The sequence below is a fragment of the Phytohabitans sp. LZ39 genome (assembly GCF_059359075.1).
In genome coordinates, this window is record NZ_JCADBM010000007.1 from 103,324 (window position 1) to 118,719 (window position 15,396).

At 73.7% G+C, this 15,396-nt stretch carries 12 protein-coding genes; 5 read left to right on the plus strand and 7 right to left on the minus strand.

Going from position 1 to position 15,396, the window contains the following annotated elements:
* Positions 1-103: 103 nt before the first annotated feature.
* The 3 genes from AC5L36_RS15915 to AC5L36_RS15925 form a co-directional block, all read right to left on the minus strand.
* Positions 104-886 carry a hypothetical protein gene (locus tag AC5L36_RS15915; RefSeq protein ID WP_441216465.1) on the minus strand — a complete coding sequence of 261 codons (783 nt, stop codon included), beginning with the start codon at positions 884-886 and terminating at the stop codon, positions 104-106.
* A gap of 67 nt (positions 887-953) precedes the next feature.
* Complete coding sequence (locus AC5L36_RS15920; protein WP_441216466.1) at positions 954-2,816, minus strand: dynamin family protein; 1,863 nt, start codon at positions 2,814-2,816, stop codon at positions 954-956.
* Between the two features lie 76 nt (positions 2,817-2,892).
* Positions 2,893-4,368: a dynamin family protein gene (locus tag AC5L36_RS15925; RefSeq protein ID WP_441216468.1), complete on the minus strand. Its 1,476-nt coding sequence runs from the start codon at positions 4,366-4,368 to the stop codon at positions 2,893-2,895.
* A 183-nt stretch (positions 4,369-4,551) separates the two neighbouring features.
* Here AC5L36_RS15925 and AC5L36_RS15930 point away from each other — a divergent pair, with 183 nt between their 5' ends.
* On the plus strand, positions 4,552-7,029 hold the full coding sequence (locus AC5L36_RS15930) for a LuxR C-terminal-related transcriptional regulator (RefSeq protein WP_441216469.1): 2,478 nt from the start codon (positions 4,552-4,554) through the stop codon (positions 7,027-7,029).
* Positions 7,026-7,574 carry a LuxR family transcriptional regulator gene (locus tag AC5L36_RS15935; RefSeq protein WP_441216471.1) on the plus strand — a complete coding sequence of 183 codons (549 nt, stop codon included), beginning with the start codon at positions 7,026-7,028 and terminating at the stop codon, positions 7,572-7,574. The genes AC5L36_RS15930 and AC5L36_RS15935 overlap by 4 nt, the downstream gene beginning before the upstream one ends.
* 81 nt (positions 7,575-7,655) lie before the next feature.
* Here AC5L36_RS15935 and AC5L36_RS15940 read toward each other — a convergent pair whose 3' ends face one another.
* Positions 7,656-8,426, minus strand: coding sequence for a lysophospholipid acyltransferase family protein (locus tag AC5L36_RS15940; RefSeq protein ID WP_441216844.1), 771 nt, complete (start codon positions 8,424-8,426; stop codon positions 7,656-7,658).
* Here AC5L36_RS15940 and AC5L36_RS15945 point away from each other — a divergent pair.
* Both AC5L36_RS15945 and cydB read left to right on the plus strand, forming a co-directional pair.
* Positions 8,397-9,773, plus strand: coding sequence for a cytochrome ubiquinol oxidase subunit I (locus AC5L36_RS15945; RefSeq protein ID WP_441216473.1), 1,377 nt, complete (start codon positions 8,397-8,399; stop codon positions 9,771-9,773). The two genes, AC5L36_RS15940 and AC5L36_RS15945, sit on opposite strands and share 30 nt — an antisense overlap.
* Before the next feature lie 2 nt (positions 9,774-9,775).
* Complete coding sequence (gene cydB, locus AC5L36_RS15950; protein WP_441216475.1) at positions 9,776-10,756, plus strand: cytochrome d ubiquinol oxidase subunit II; 981 nt, start codon at positions 9,776-9,778, stop codon at positions 10,754-10,756.
* On the opposite strand, the gene AC5L36_RS15955 is transcribed toward cydB, so the two are convergent.
* Together AC5L36_RS15955 and AC5L36_RS15960 are read right to left on the minus strand one after the other, a co-directional pair.
* Complete coding sequence (locus AC5L36_RS15955; RefSeq protein WP_441216477.1) at positions 10,753-11,196, minus strand: pyridoxamine 5'-phosphate oxidase family protein; 444 nt, start codon at positions 11,194-11,196, stop codon at positions 10,753-10,755. The two genes, cydB and AC5L36_RS15955, sit on opposite strands and share 4 nt — an antisense overlap.
* 50 nt (positions 11,197-11,246) lie before the next feature.
* Positions 11,247-11,951, minus strand: coding sequence for a hypothetical protein (locus AC5L36_RS15960; protein WP_441216479.1), 705 nt, complete (start codon positions 11,949-11,951; stop codon positions 11,247-11,249).
* Between the two features lie 177 nt (positions 11,952-12,128).
* Between AC5L36_RS15960 and AC5L36_RS15965 the strand changes: the two genes are divergently transcribed.
* On the plus strand, positions 12,129-14,483 hold the full coding sequence (locus tag AC5L36_RS15965) for an ATP-binding cassette domain-containing protein (RefSeq protein ID WP_441216481.1): 2,355 nt from the start codon (positions 12,129-12,131) through the stop codon (positions 14,481-14,483).
* A gap of 204 nt (positions 14,484-14,687) precedes the next feature.
* On the opposite strand, the gene AC5L36_RS15970 is transcribed toward AC5L36_RS15965, so the two are convergent.
* Complete coding sequence (locus tag AC5L36_RS15970) at positions 14,688-15,236, minus strand: DUF1062 domain-containing protein (RefSeq protein WP_441216483.1); 549 nt, start codon at positions 15,234-15,236, stop codon at positions 14,688-14,690.
* Between the last annotated feature and the right edge of the window lie 160 nt (positions 15,237-15,396).

Genomic DNA, 15,396 nt, shown 5'->3' on the forward strand with positions numbered 1-15,396 from the left:
GGCCGATCGGCGGGCCCTACCTTCCCACTGGTTGGGGATGTGGCTCAGCATGTGGGCGGCGGCGGACGCCTACCACTGACACGGACCTGGGAAAATCTGTGGGTCAGGTGTCGGGGGACCACCAGCGGGCCAGGGAGCTTGTCGCGGGGTCTTCGGAGGCGGACAGGGCGGTCCACGGGTCGGCGCCGGCCGGCAGGTCCTCGCCGGCGTAGGCGGCCAGCTCGGTCGCCGCCGGGCCGCCCTGGTAGGCGGCGTCGGCGTCGGGCAGCGGGGCCGCGCCGAGCGTGGTGGGGTCGGTCCACGGGAAGCCGTCGACCGGTTCGGGGGCGTCCAGGTCGAGGGGCTCCGGGAACGACTGGTCGGTCCAGGTGTCGGCGTGCGCGTCGAGGTCCGGGTCGGCGCCGACCGGGGTCAGCTCGGGTCCGCTGTCCGCGGGCTCGTCACCGCCGTCGTCGCCGGGGTCGCCGTCCAAGCCGTCGCCGCCGCCGTCGAACGGGCCGTCACCACCACCACCGCCACCACCGTCGAACGGGCCGCCGCCGGTGTCCGGGTCTTGGGCGTCGAGGTCGCCGCCCTGGGCGTCGAACGCCGCGTGTTCCAGGCCGGCGCCACCGTCCACCGTGGAGTCACCGGCGGGATCCAGCGGTGGGTCCGGTGCCGGGTCGAGCTCGGGCGGGCCGTCGGCCAGCGGGTCGTGCGCGCCGCCGTGGTCGAAGCCGCCCAGGTCGGCGGTCTCGGCATCGCCGGGCTCGGGCCCGAGGTCGCCGCCCAGGCCCGCGGTGTAGTCCGAACCGAGGTCGGGGGTGGTGTCGGGGCCCAGGTCGCCGCCGCTGTCCGGGTCGAGGTCGTCGGGCCACTCGCCGCCGCCCCAGCCGTGGTCGCTCATGGCCGTCCTCGTTTCGCCGCGGGCGGGCACGAAGCTCCAAGCGCGCCCTGCCTCATGCTCCGCTCGCTCACTGCTGCTCCTCCGTGGGCCGTGCCGGGGCGAGGGAACGCGCCCTCGCCAGTACCTCGTCGACCTGTTTGACCCGGGCGCGGAGCCCGTCGCGTTCGGCTTGCAAGGCCGCCTTGCGGCGGGCCCGGCTGGCCTTGTCTTCAGCCAGCGCCTTGTCGATCTCGGCGATGTGCGCGTCGAGCTGCTGGAGGCGGCGTTCGATGGCGTCGTCGAGGGCGAGCGTCAGCGCGTACTGAAGGTCGGTGAACCGGTGCATAATCTCGTCGGCCAGGGCGGCGCGGGCCTCGCCGAGCACCTCGCGGAGCCAGATCTTGGCCTGCTGGCGGTCGTTCTGCACGCGCCGGCGGTACAGGATGAAGGCGCCCGCCGCGAGCCCCAGGCCGAGGCCGGCGACGGGCAGCAGCAGGCCGCCGCCGATGATGGCGCCGGCGCCGAGCGCGGAGGCGCCGGCCACCGCGCCGCGCCCGGCCATGAAGGCCATGCCGCCGGCGGACATCGCGATCATCACGTTGTCGGGGCCGCCACCGTCCCGGCGGGGTTTGGTGCTCAGCGCGTGGCGGAGGGTGGCGTTGAGGCGGCGGAGCACGAACTGGAGCTCGTGCGGCCCGAACACCTGGGTGAGCGTGCGTTCGGCGACCTTGCGGAACCGGAACTCCAGGTCGTGCGAGAGCCGGACGGACAGGGCGTGCAGGGCGCGGTCGACCTCCTGCGGCAGGCCCTTGATGTCGTCGCCCTTCGCCTTCTCGATCTTGTTGAGGAAGTCTTCCTGGAGCGCGGTCACGTAGTTGCGCAGCCGGCCGGTGGCCTCCACCCGGGCGCGCTGGGTCTCGGTGTTGAGGGCCAGGCTCCACTGCCGCGACTCGGTGCGCTTGCGGGCGGCGAGCGCGGCCCGGTCGGCCTTGGCCTTGGCCATGTCGCCGGGGTCCGGGTCGGTGGCCTTCATCTTGTCGCCGACCTGGAGGTCGAGGCGGATGTACTCGGAGCGGACCGCGCGCAGCACGTTGGCCTGGCCGAGCAGGTGGCCCTTGCCGGCCAGGTCGATGAGGGCGTGCTGGAGCTCGGCGATCCGCGACTCCTTGATCAGCTCGGGTGCGGCCTCGCGGGGCAGCGTCATGGCCAGCTCGGCCAGCCGCGCGGACACCGGGTACCAGGGCGCGGAGCCGAACCGGGGCGCGTGCGCCTGGAGCTGGGCGCGGTCGTCCTCCCAGATGGTGCGCCAGCCCGGGTAGGCGTCGACCTTGGTGAGGGCGAACACGACGAAGTTGACCCGCTTGCTGGCCTCGATGAGGAACTCCAGCTCCGGCTTGGCGAACGGGGCGGCCGCGTCGACGACGAACAGCAGCGCGGTCGCCTTCTCCACCGCGTCGAGCGCCACCTCGGCGTGGGCCGGGTCGAGGCCGCCGGTGCCGGGGGTGTCCACGAGGGACAGGTACTGGAGCAGCGGCGCGGAGTGGGTCACCTCGATCCGCCGCGGCGGCCGGGCGCCTTCGGGCAGCCGCCCGAACGGGGTGGCCCACTCGCGCAGGTCGGACTGGGCCAGCGGCACCGGGTCCTCCCGGCCGGGCAGCCAGGCCCGCGCGGCGTGGTCGGTGCCGTGGCTGAACTCCAGGTAGGCGGCGGTCGCCACGGCGGCGTCCACCGGGGACAGTCCGGGCACTCCGATGAGGGCGTTGACCAGCGAGCTCTTGCCGCGTTTGGTCTCGCCGACAACCACGATGGCGGGGCGGCCGAGGTCGCGGCGGCGGACCGCGTCGAGGTCGGAGGCGGCGTCCGGGTCGGTCTTGCGCAGGAACGCCAGCGACGTGTCGACCGCGCCGGCCAGCAGCTTCTGCAACGCCTCGGGCTTCTGCGGGGAGCTCACGGCCGTCCTCGCTTCGCTGCGGGCGGCCGCGAGCCACAAATGGCGCTGTGCCTGATGATTCGCTCGCTCCGCTCGCTCATGCGGTACCCCTGACGCGCTGGCTGAGCAGGTAGAAGCCGCGGTGTGCGACGAGGGCGACCCGGGACTGGCTGGGGCTGGCCCCGGCGACCGCGTACACCCGCCATCGGGTGGCGGCGTCGAGAGCGGCCTTGACCAGCTGCTCGGTGCCGGCGGTCGGCAGGTTGAGGATCCACTGTGGATCGTTGGACAGCGCCAGGCGGGTCAGCTCCTGCTCCATCGGCTCGGGCAGCTCGACCGACCCGGTGGAGACCATCTGCGCCACCTCCAGCAGCCGCAGCCGGTGGTAGTCGGGCTGCTGGAGGACCCGTTCGATGGCGTCGCGCAGCAGCTCGCGGTCGAGCGGGCGCTCGGTGTGGCTGGCGATCTTCTCCAGGGTGGACAGTGCCCAGCCGGCCTTGATCGCGTCGGTGCGCCACCGGAACGCCTGGTCGAGGGTGTGCCGCAGCCGCGGGAACCCGGAGGCCTGGAACAGCATCCGGACCAGGTCGCCGCTGGCCAGCTGGGGTCGGGCGGCGAGCTGGGCCATGGCGAACCCGATGCCGTACAGGTCGAGCAGGCGCAGCAGCCGCTCCCGCTGCTCGCGCGGCACCTTGCACTCGCGGGAGGTGAACAGGTCGACCGAGGCCATCAGCACCAGGCGTTCGGTCTCCGGCAGCTGGGCCAGCGACCGCAGGGCCTCGCAGTCGGCGGCGGTGAGCCGGCCCGCCTCGGTGGTCTCGGCCAGCAGCCCGACCACGGGCACGACGTCGGAGACGACCCGGCGCAGCACCTTGGTCTGGTCGGCCGCGAGGGGCCCGGCGACCGGCCACGGGTCGGCGACCCCGGCGACCAGCTTGTCGACCTTGTTGAACAGGCCGAGCGAGTTGATCGGGTTGCTGGCCAGCCGGGCCGAGATGGACCGGAACGCCTCCAGCGCCTGGAGGTCGTCGTCGCGCACCGACTGGGTGAACACGTAGATGATCGCCTCGGCGCCGGAGATCGCGCCGACCGAGTCGTCGTCGATGTCGTCGTCGATGGGTGCCTCGTTGAACAGGAAGCGCCGCGCTCCCGCGCTCACCGACGTGTTGGTGGACGACAGCCCGGGCGTGTCGACGACGGTCAGCTCGCGCAGGTGGTCGCTGGTGAGGGTCACGTCCACGTAGGAGATGTCGTGGCGGGGCACGCCGAGCCGCTGCGGGATCATGCCGGACTCGTCCAGCGGCAGGCTGGAGCGGGAGCCGTCGCGTTTGACGACGTCGACCCGGTCCGCGGTGCCGTACCGGAACTGGGTCACGATTCGCGTGCATTCTCCCACTTCGGTGGGGGCTACGCGGCGGCCGATGAGCGCGTTCACAAGTGTCGACTTTCCGGCTTTCAGGCGGCCGGCGATGGCCACACGCAGCGGCTCGTCGAGTCGCCTGCGCACGCCCAGCACCTGCGTCTGGGCCGCCGGACCGACCCGCGGGCCGACGTCGTCACAGAGCGATGCCACCCGGGCACTGAGCGGACCTGGTCCCATGACTCGTCAGCCGGCGGTACGGTCGGCGACAATGGCGTGGTTCCAGCGGTCGTGCTCGCTCATCGTGTAGGTGTCCCTCCTGCCGGATCCACACTATGAATATCCTGCCGGCGCAGGATCCCATGTTCGTGCCACGGTCTGTCGCGGGAGGCCCAGTTGCGTCACGCGCCCGCCGCCACGCGGCCCGGCGCCCTCGTCGAGGAGGCGACCGCGCTGCTGGCCGCTCCCGCGCTGGTCGTCGTCGCGGGCGGGCCGGGCAGCGGGCGCTCCACCGTGCTCGCCACGCTGGGCGCCGCCTTCCGCGGGCCGGTCTTCGCCGGTGGCGGGCTGGCGATGCTCCAGGCCGTGCCGGCGTTCGCCTTGACCCGCGCGGTGCGGGTGCGGCTGCCGGCCGCCGACCCGGCGCTGCTGGCCGAGGCGGTGCGCTCCCGGGTGCGGGGTGGGCTGCTGCTCCTCGACGACCTTCAGTGGGCCGACCCGGCCACCCTATCCGCCCTGCCGGCGATCGCCGCGCACTGCCGCGTGCTGGTCGCCCTGCGCACCCCGCACCGCCTCCCGCCGGGCGTGGTCGAGGCGTTGCGTGCGGCGGCCGCCGGCTGGCTGCCGGTGCCGCCGCTGCCGGTGCGGGAGGCCACCGACCTGGCCCGCCGGGTCGCGCCGGGCCTGGATCCGGCCGCGGTCACCGCCGTCGTGGCCCGGGCCGGCGGGGTGCCGCTGGCCGTCGAGACCCTCGCCCGGCACGCCGCCGCCCGGGGTACCGCCGACGTGGCGGAGGACGCCGCACAGGTGGAGTACGCGGTGGCGGCGGCCCTGGCCGACCTGACCCGCCCGGCGCGTACCGCGATGGCGGCGCTGGGCCTGCTCGGCCGCCCGGCCACGGCGGCGGTCCTCGGCGCCGGCGTGGAGGAGCTGCTGGAAGCCGGCCTGGTGACCGCGCCGCCGGCCGTCGGCGGCGACCGGCCGGCCGGGGAGGACGAGCTCGCGCCGGTCTCGCCCTACCTGGCCGAGGTCGCGGCCGGGCTGCTCGACCCGCCCGGCCGGCAGGCGTTGCACCGGCGGCTGGCCAGCCTGGTCCCGCCCCGGGAGGCGGCCCGCCACCTCGCGGCCGCCGGTGACGGGCCGGCCGCCTACCAGGTGGCGGTCGCCGCGGCCGGCCGGATGACCACCGCCGGCGAACGGGCCGAGCTGCTGCTGCTCGCCTGCGACCTGTCCGATGTGGACCCGGCGCCGGACGTGCGGGTGGCCGCCGCGTCCGCGGCCCTGGCGTGTGGACGCCCGCGCGCCGCCGTGCACGTGCTGACCGTCTCCGGCGGGCCGCCGCTCGGCGTCGACGCGGCCGTGCTGCGCGCCGAGGCGCTGCTCCAGGTCGGCGACGTGGCCGCGGCCCGCGAGGCGGCCGCGCCGGTGCCGGACGGCGCCGACCCGGACACGGTGGCCGCCCGCGACCGGGTGCTGCTGCTGGCCCGCCTGGCCGAAGACCCGGCCGAGGCGACCGCCGCGGCCGCCCGGATCGCCGGCCGGCACGGCGACCCACCGGCCCACGCCGGCCTGCGCGCCGCCCTCGCCGCGGTACGGGCGCACGCGCGGGCCGACGGCTGGGAGTACGGGCTGGCCTCGGCGACCACCGCCGCGGGCGCCGCCGGTGACCTGCTCGCCGCCCGGTGGAGCGCCTGGCTGCTGGTGGAGACCCTGGCCGCCGACGGGCGCCTGGCCGAGGCCGCGCAGGCCGCCGGCACCGCCGCCCAGGCGTCCGCCGCCGACCTGGCCTACAGCTGGCAGACCCGGTTCCTGGCCGCCGAGCTGTGGTGCACCGCGCTGCGCGGCGCGGCCACCGACGACGTGGTCCGCCGCGCCGGCGACCTGACCGACCGCACCCTGCCGGCCCTGGCCCGCGGCTACGCGACCGCCGCCGCGAGCCTGGTCGAGGCCGACGGCGGGCTGCTGGCCCCGGCCCGTTCCCGGCTGGCCGGCGTGGCCGCGCCCAGCGCGCTGCTGGACTGGGTGGGCCGCGAGGCCGCCTGGCTGGACGGGCAGCCCGACCTCGCCCTGCGCCCGGCCCACGCCGACCTGTCCCGGGCCGGCGCGCTGGTCGCCGGCCTGCACGAGATCACCGCCCGGTGGGCCTCGGCCGACCTGGGCCTGGCCCCGCCCGCCGGCAAGGCGGCCGTCGACCGGGCCACCGCGGTCGCCGCCACCCTGGAGGCGTGGACCGCCGCCGGCGGCTTCGACCGGGCCGCGGCCGCCTGGCACGACCTGGCCGTCCGCGAGGAGGTCCGCTGCCTGCTCGCCCAGGGCCTCCACGAGAGCGACCCGGCCCTGGCGGTCCCGCCGCTGCTGGCCGCCGAGGCGCTGGCGGAGCAGGCCGGCCTGGTGGTGCTGCTGGGCCGGGCCCGGCGGGCGCTGCGCCGCCACGCGGTACGCCGCGACCAGCGCGGCCCGCGCGCCGGCACCGACCTCACCGACCGGGAACGCGACGTGCTGCGCCTGGTCGCCGCCGGCGAACCGACCCGCCGCATCGCCGGGCAGCTGGGCATCTCCGGCGAGACCGTGGAGACCCACATCCGCTCGGGCATGCGCAAGCTCGGCGCGCGCACCCGCACCGAGGCGGCCGCACGGCTGGGCCAGCTGGCATGAGCTCCGCCGGCCCGAGCCAAGCCCCCCGGTACGTGGTGCCGACCTCCGCCGACGCGACGAGCGTGCTGCGCCGGCTGGCCCGCGGCGGCTGGCAGACCCGGGAAGGCTTCGCGCTGGCCGAGGCGGCGTGGGACATGGCCGAGGCGCGGCTGGTGCTGTTCGGCCGGGTCCCGGACGCGGAGACCGCGCACCTGGCCGTCCTGGCCGCCGCGCGCGGCACCGGGATCGTCGCGATCGCCGACCCGGCCGGTGAGCTGGGCCGCGCGCTGGTCGCCGACCTGGGGCGGCTCGGCCCGGTGTACGCGGACCCGGACGCCGAACCGGAGCCGGACGGCGACGACGTGGTCGGGCAGCTGATCCCGGAGCAGCGGGCCCTGCTGGAGCGGCTGGCCAACGGGGAGACGATCGCCGCGGCCGCGGCCGCGGAGTTCCTGTCGCTGCGCACCGCGAACAGGCGGATCGCCCAGGCCCGCGAGCTGCTCGGCGTCCGCACGACCCGCGAGGCGGTGCTGGCCTACCTGCGCCAGCGCGGCCAGCCCGGCTAGCGGCGAGGCCGGAGCCCGGCGCGACCACGCCGGCCCCGGCGGGCGTCGACGTCGCCGTAGGCCGTGGTCGCGGCGCCGGGCTCAGCGGGGGCGGGAGCGGGCCGTGGTCACCGGGCGGGTGGGGTCCAGGTGCCGGGGCAGGTCCGGCTCGCCGGCGCGCAGCGGGGCGAGCGTCGCGGCGATCGCCGCCATGATCTGCTCGGTGGCCTCCCGCGGCGTGCCCGTGACCCGCACCGGGGCGCCGAAGCGGACGTGCACCCGCGGGCGGCGCAGCACCGCGCGCAGCAGCCCCCGGACCGCCCCACGAGGGGCTGAGTAGGGCACCACCTCGTGCGTACCCCATTGTGCGACCGGGACCACGACGGCGCCGGTGGCCAGGGCGAGCCGCGCGGTGCCGGTCTTGCCCTTCTCCGGCCAGAGGCCGGGGTCGCGGCCGATGCGACCCTCCGGGTAGACCAGCACGACGGCGCCGGCCGCCACCGCGGCGGCCGCGTGCCCGAGGGTCGCGGCGACCGTGGCGGTGCCGCGGGCGACCGGGATGTGGCCGGCGCGCCGCATGATCCAGCCGATCGTGCGCATCCGGAACACGGCCGCGTCGGCCAGGAAAGTCGGCGCCACGCCGCGCCGGCCGCAGGCGGCCATCAGCACGGCCGGGTCGATCGGGCTGATGTGGTTGGCGGCCAGGATGAACGCGCCGGCCGGCAGGTCGCCGCTGACCCGCAGCCGCGCGAATGGGACGAGGACCACTCGCGCCACCCCCAGGAGGGCGGACCACAGCGCACTACGATCTACTACGGGACGTAGTAATGATGGAGGTCCCGTATGGACGCGCTCGACGTCGCCCGCTGGCAGTTCGGTGTCACCACCGTCTACCACTTCCTCTTCGTCCCCCTCACCATCGGCCTGTCCGTCCTGGTCGCCGTGCTCCAGAGCGTCTGGCTGCGCACCGGCGACGAACGCTACCTGCGCCTGACCAAGTTCTACGGCAAGCTCTTCCTGGTCAACTTCGCGATGGGCGTGGTGACCGGCATCGTGCAGGAGTTCCAGTTCGGGATGAACTGGAGCGACTACTCCCGCTTCGTCGGCGACGTGTTCGGCGTGCCCCTGGCCATCGAGGCGCTGTTCGCGTTCTTCCTGGAGTCCACCTTCCTCGGCCTGTGGATCTTCGGCTGGGAGCGGCTGCCCAAGCGCGTGCACCTGGCCTGCATCTGGATCGCCGCCGCCGGCTCCACCGCCAGCGCCTACTTCATCCTGGCCGCCAACTCGTGGATGCAGAACCCGGTCGGCTACACCGTCGACGCGCAGACCGGCCGGGCCCGGCTGACCGACTTCGGCGCGGTGCTCACCAACAAGGTCACGCTCGTCACGTTCCCGCACACGATCGCCGGCTGCTTCCTGGTCGCCGGCGCGCTGATGACCGCGGTCGCGCTGTGGCACCTGGTCAAGCACGGCACTGAGGAGTTCCGGCCGGCGCTGCGCCTGGGCGCCTGGGTCACCCTCGCCGCCGCGGCCGCCGTCGCCGTCACCGGCGACACCCAAGGCAAGATCATGACCGAGGTACAGCCGATGAAGATGGCCGCCGCCGAAGCCCTCTACTCCACCGAGCAGCCGGCCGCGTTCTCCGTGCTGACCGTCGGCACCCTCGACGGCGGGCGCGAGGTGTTCGCCATCAAGATCCCCTACCTGCTGTCCTGGCTCGGCACCGGCGACACCCACGGCCGCGTCGAGGGCATCGACGACCTCCAGGCCCAGTACGCCGCCCAGTACGGCCCCGGCTCCTACAACCCGGTCATCCCGGTCACCTACTGGAGCTTCCGCCTCATGATCGGGCTCGGCATGCTCGCCGCGTTCGTCGCGCTGGTGGCGCTGTGGGCGCAGCGCCGCGGCCGGGTGCCACGGTCGCGGTGGCTGGCCCGCGCCTGCCTGGTGCTGCCCCTGCTGCCGCTGGCCGCGAACATCTTCGGCTGGATCTTCACCGAGATGGGCCGCCAACCCTGGCTGGTCTTCGGCGAGATGCTCACCCGCGACGGCGTCTCCCGCGGCGTCTCCCCGGCCGAGGTGCTCACCTCGTTCACCGCCTTCACCCTGGTGTACGCGGCGCTCGCGTTCATCGAGGTGAAACTGCTCGTCCGCTACGCCGCTGCCGGCCTTACGGCGAGCGAGGCCGCCGCCACCGCGAGCCCGGCCAAGGAGGCCTAGGCATGGAGCTCACCACCGTCTGGTTCGTCCTGGTCGCCGCCCTGTTCACCGGCTACTTCGTCCTCGAGGGCTTCGACTTCGGCGTCGGCGCGCTGCTGCCCGCCCTCGGCCGCGACGACCGCGAACGCCGCACCCTGCTGGCCACCATCGGCCCGGTCTGGGACGGCAACGAGGTGTGGGTGATCACCGCCGGCGGCGCCATGTTCGCCGCGTTCCCGGTCTGGTACGCCACCGTCTTCTCCGCCCTCTACCTGCCGCTGCTGCTGATCCTGGTGGCGCTGATCCTGCGCGGTGTCGCGTTCGAGTACCGGGGCATGCGCGACGACCCCGCCTGGCGGGCCCGCTGGGACGCCGCCATCGTGTTCGGCTCGACCGCGCCGGCGTTCCTGTGGGGCGTCGCGTTCGCCAACATCGCCCGCGGCCTGCCGCTCACCCCGGACGGCGACCACGCCGGCGGCCCGCTCGACCTGCTGCACCCGTACGCGCTGCTCGGCGGCCTGGTCACGCTGAGCCTGTTCGTCACGCACGGCGCGGTGTTCCTGGCGTTGAAGACGGTGTCACCGATCCGGGAGCGGGCCGCACGCGTGGCCGGGCGGGCCGGCCCGGCGGCGCTGCTGACCCTCGGTGCCTTCGTCGCCTGGACGCTGACGATCCGCTCGTCGCCCGGCGCCGTGGTCGCCGCCGCCGTAGGGCTGGCCGCGCTGGTCGGCGCGCTGGCCGCCAACCGGGCCGGCCGCGAAGGCTGGGCCTTCCTGGGCACCGCCGCAAGCATCGGCCTGCTGGTGGTGTGCCTGTTCGCCGCCTTGTACCCGGCCGTCCTGCCGCCGCACCTGACCGTCGACAACGCCGCCTCGTCGCCCTACACGCTGCGCCTGATGACCTGGGTGGCCGCGATCTTCGCCCCGCTCGTGCTGCTCTACCAGGGCTGGACGTACTGGGTCTTCCGCAAGCGCGTCACCACCGGCGACGCCTCGTATCACTAACGCCGGATGCGGCGCAGCCCCTGCCCGGCCCGCCACAGCTCGATCACCAGATGGTCGGCCGGCGAGCCCACCCGGGTCCACACCACCTCGTCGATGTCGAGCCGGAACCGGTGCGCGGAGCCGTCGCCGGGCACCTCCACCGCTCGGCCGGACAGCTTCGCCTCACCGGACCACGTCGACGGGTCACCCTCCGGCGGGTCCACGCTCGGGCTGTGCAGCGCGAACCGCGGGTCACGGCGCAGGTCGACCGCCTTGCGGGCCAGCCACATGCTGCCGATCCACAGGTCACCGTCGCGGAACTCGGACTCCGTGCCGCTGATCCGCGGACCGCCGTCGCGGCGCAGCGTCGCCAGGGTCTTGTGCTTGCCCGCCTCGAACAGCCGCCGCACCGCCGCCGCGAACTCCGGCGCGTCGCCCTCGACGTCAGCCCACCGCGCCATGCCGCCTCCCGTGCCCCAGCTCGTGCCGTGCCTCAGGTCCCTGCTGTGCCTCAGCCGACGTCGCGCAGCTCGGCCAGCCGGGCCTCGATCTCGGCCAGCTCGGCCCGCAGCTTTTCGGCCTGCTGCTCGGCCTCGCTGCGCTCCACCGACAGGATCTGCTCGACCGCCTCCTGCACACCGGGCACGTCGACCAGCGCCACCATCTTCAACGCCTCGGCCGGGCGGATCACGTACGGCTTGGCCAGGGACTTGGCGCCCTGCGTCGCCGACACCGTCCACTCACCCTCGGTGTACGACAGGGTGACGGTCAGGCCGGCCGGCGCCTTCGGCTTCGCCGCCTTGGCCGTCTTGCGGGCCGGCTTCTCCGCCGCCGGGGGTGCTTCGTCCACAGTGGTCACTTTCGCCTCCTCGCGCGGCGCCGGCACCGGCGACCTCGTGATCTTCAGCTCGGGCTGGGGTGGAGCCGGCTCCGGCGGCGGCGCGGCCTTCTTCGCCGGCGCCGCCTTCGCCCCCTTCGGCGGGATGATCAAGTCAGTGGGGGAGAAGGGCAGCTCGTCCTTGCCGAACCGCACCACCACCCACTCGTCGGACAGCTCCGGGTCGGTGAGCGCGACGACCTGCCCGATCTGCCCGGCGATCTGCCCGGCCGCCTCGGTGAACATCACCCGCGGCTTACGGCCCGCGGCGAGCGTGTCGCGGACGCTCTTCAGATCGTCGGTGGACAGTCCTCGAACGGCGGAGCGCGCGGCGGCCATCACAACCTCTTCCGTACACGTGTTTGATGACAGTTCCTACCAGCCCGGTCCGACAACGTCCACCGACACGCGGTCGGGCGGCCGGTCAGGATTCGAGAAGCGCCGCCCGGGACCCCGCGCGTAGCGTCTGATCAGGTAGACAGGGGACCGAACCGGTGCCGGACAGATGGAGAGACGATGACCCACCCCGCCGACAGCCACGACCTGATCCGCGTCCAAGGCGCCCGGGAAAACAACCTCAAGGACGTCAGCGTCGAGATCCCCAAGCGCCGGCTGACCGTGTTCACCGGCGTCTCCGGCTCCGGCAAGAGCTCCCTGGTGTTCAGCACCATCGCCGCCGAGTCCCAGCGGATGATCAACGAGACGTACAGCGCGTTCGTGCAGGGCTTCATGCCCACCCTGGCCCGGCCCGAGGTCGACCTCCTCGACGGCCTCACCACCGCCATCATCGTCGACCAGGAGCGGATGGGCTCCAACCCCCGCTCCACCGTCGGCACCGCCACCGACGCCAACGCCATGCTGCGCATCCTGTTCAGCCGCCTCGCCAAGCCGCACATCGGCTCACCCAACGCCTACTCGTTCAACGTCCCCTCGGTGAAGGCCAGCGGCGCCATCACCGTCGAACGCGGCGGCAAGACCAAAGCCGAGAAAGCCACCTTCACCCGCCTCGGCGGCATGTGCCCCCGCTGCGAGGGCATGGGCTCGGTCACCGACTTCGACCTGACCGCCCTCTACGACGACAGCAAGTCCCTCAACGAGGGCGCGCTCACCATCCCCGGATACAGCATGGACGGCTGGTACGGGCGGATCTTCCGCGGCGCCGGCTACTTCGACCCCGACAAGCCCATCCGCAAGTACACCAAGAAGGAACTGCACGACCTGCTCTACCGCGAACCCACCAAAATCAAGGTCGAAGGCATCAACATCACCTACACCGGCATCATCCCGGCCATCCAGAAGTCGTTCCTGGCCAAGGACGTCGAGGCGATGCAGCCGCACATCCGCGCCTTCGTCGAACGCGCCGTCACGTTCACCACCTGCCCCGAGTGCGACGGCACCCGGCTGAGCCCCGAAGCCCGCTCCTCGAAGATCAAAGGCAAGAGCATCGCCGACGTCTGCGCCATGCAGATCAGCGACCTCGCCGACTGGGTCCGCGGCCTCAAGGAGCCGACCGTCGCCCCGCTGCTGGCCGGCCTCCAGCACCTGCTCGACTCGTTCGCCGAGATCGGCCTGGGCTACCTGTCCCTCGACCGGCCCTCCGGCACCCTGTCCGGGGGAGAGGCGCAACGCACCAAGATGATCCGCCACCTCGGCTCGTCGCTCACCGACGTCACCTACGTCTTCGACGAGCCGACCATCGGCCTGCACCCGCACGACATCGCGCGGATGAACGACCTGCTGCTGCGCCTGCGCGACAAGGGCAACACCGTCCTGGTCGTCGAGCACAAACCCGAGGCCATCGCGATCGCCGACCACGTCATCGACCTCGGCCCCGGCGCCGGCACCGCCGGCGGTGAGGTCGTCTTCGAAGGCACCATCGACGGCCTGCGCGGCAGCGGCACCCTCACCGGCCGCCACCTCGACGACGGCGCCGCCCTCAAGACCGAGGTCCGCACACCCACCGGCAGCCTCGAGGTACGCGGCGCCAGCACCCACAACCTCCAAGACGTCGACGTCGACATCCCGCTCGGCGTCCTGGTCGTCGTCACCGGCGTCGCCGGCTCCGGCAAGAGCTCCCTCATCCACGGCTCGGTGTCCCCGCGCGACGGCGTCGTCACCGTCGACCAGACCGCCATCCGCGGCTCCCGGCGCAGCAACCCCGCCACCTACACCGGCCTGCTCGACCCCATCCGCAAGGCCTTCGCCAAGGCCAACGGCGTCAAACCCGCCCTCTTCAGCGCCAACTCCGAAGGCGCCTGCCCCACCTGCAACGGCGCCGGCGTCATCTACACCGACCTCGGCGTCATGGCCACCGTCGAATCCACCTGCGAGGAATGCGAAGGCAAGCGGTTCCAGGCCTCCGTGTTGGAGTACACGCTGGGCGGCCGAAACATCGCCGAGGTGCTCGCCATGCCGGTCACCGAGGCGGAGAAGTTCTTCGCCGCCGGCGAGGCCAAGACCCCCGCCGCGCACGCCATCCTCGACCGCCTCGCCGACGTCGGGCTCGGCTACCTCAGCCTCGGCCAGCCGCTGACCACCCTGTCCGGCGGCGAGCGGCAACGCCTCAAGCTCGCCACCCACATGGGCGAGAAGGGCGGCGTCTACGTCCTCGACGAACCCACCACCGGCCTACACCTGGCCGACGTCGAACAGCTGCTCGGCCTGCTCGACCGCCTCGTCGACGCCGGCAAGTCGGTCATCGTCATCGAACACCACCAGGCCGTCATGGCCCACGCCGACTGGATCATCGACCTGGGCCCCGGCGCCGGCCACGACGGCGGCCGCGTCGTCTTCGAGGGCACCCCGGCCGACCTGGTCGCCAAACGCGCCACCCTCACCGGCGAACACCTCGCCGACTACGTCGCCGCCTAAGACATTCGTTCCGGCCCGGGTCCGCGTCAGCGCCGGACCGCCGCTCCCGCCGGAGACCGCGAGGGTCGGCGGCTCGCAGACCGAGCCGAAATCCCCGACCCCCGCTGCCAGGCCCGCCCGCCAAGCCCAACCGGCGGGAGAGTTTGAGCTCGCGCCAGGCGGTGGTCGACGTTTGTCCACAATGCCTGGTCTCGGATCGGCGCGTCATAGCAGGACGAACGAGAAGTCCCGTGCCGTCTTCCGGTTCAGCGGGATATCGATCTTGACGCGGCGGGCGACCTCCTGCCGGCTCAGGCCCGACGCGTGGGCGATGAGCCACTCGGGACGGACCGGCACCGGATCGTCGAAGGTGACCGTGACCCGCAGCGGCCACGGGTCCTCGGGCAGGGGCGGCGCGAGCAGCTCCCAGCACCCGTCCCAGTCGAGCCCGAACCGGTTGCGCCGGGCCAGCCACGGGTCGAAGAGGGTCCGCGCGACAAGGGACGGCGAGTTGGCGCTGTAGCCGGCCAGGACATCGGCGGGCAGCGACCGGACCGGGACCCGGTCGTGGACGGTGAGCTTGCTGGTCCGGTCACAGTGCACGCAGTTGACCAGGAGCCAGACGTCGAGACGTTTGCCGTTGGCGTTGACGCGGAACTTGCCGTTGCCGACGGTGGCGCGGTCGGACGGGCAGTCCACGCAGCGGACGGTGAGCAGGGGCAGGCGGGTACGCCGCACCACCCAGGGCAGCACGATATGAGGACGCGAAGACATGAACTCTCTCAAGACCTGACGAAGAGCACGGAAAGCAGAGCCGACGCGGGGTCGGCGACCGATGCGCGGAAAAAGTCAGGTCTAGAGAGCAGGTGTCATGCGCGTGCGAAGTCCTCACTTCGAAAGGGCTGGTCCCGGCATCGTATGGGCCGCCGACCGG

Bases quoted from the DNA above. Each gene is read 5' to 3' on its own strand.
- AC5L36_RS15915 (WP_441216465.1), bottom strand. From the start codon at position 886: ATGAGCGACCACGGCTGGGGCGGCGGCGAGTGGCCCGACGACCTCGAC.
- AC5L36_RS15935 (WP_441216471.1), top strand. From the start codon at position 7,026: ATGAGCTCCGCCGGCCCGAGCCAAGCCCCCCGGTACGTGGTGCCGACC.
- AC5L36_RS15945 (WP_441216473.1), top strand. From the start codon at position 8,397: ATGGACGCGCTCGACGTCGCCCGCTGGCAGTTCGGTGTCACCACCGTC.
- cydB (WP_441216475.1), top strand. From the start codon at position 9,776: ATGGAGCTCACCACCGTCTGGTTCGTCCTGGTCGCCGCCCTGTTCACC.
- AC5L36_RS15955 (WP_441216477.1), bottom strand. From the start codon at position 11,196: ATGGCGCGGTGGGCTGACGTCGAGGGCGACGCGCCGGAGTTCGCGGCG.
- AC5L36_RS15960 (WP_441216479.1), bottom strand. From the start codon at position 11,951: ATGGCCGCCGCGCGCTCCGCCGTTCGAGGACTGTCCACCGACGATCTG.
- AC5L36_RS15965 (WP_441216481.1), top strand. From the start codon at position 12,129: ATGACCCACCCCGCCGACAGCCACGACCTGATCCGCGTCCAAGGCGCC.
- AC5L36_RS15970 (WP_441216483.1), bottom strand. From the start codon at position 15,236: ATGTCTTCGCGTCCTCATATCGTGCTGCCCTGGGTGGTGCGGCGTACC.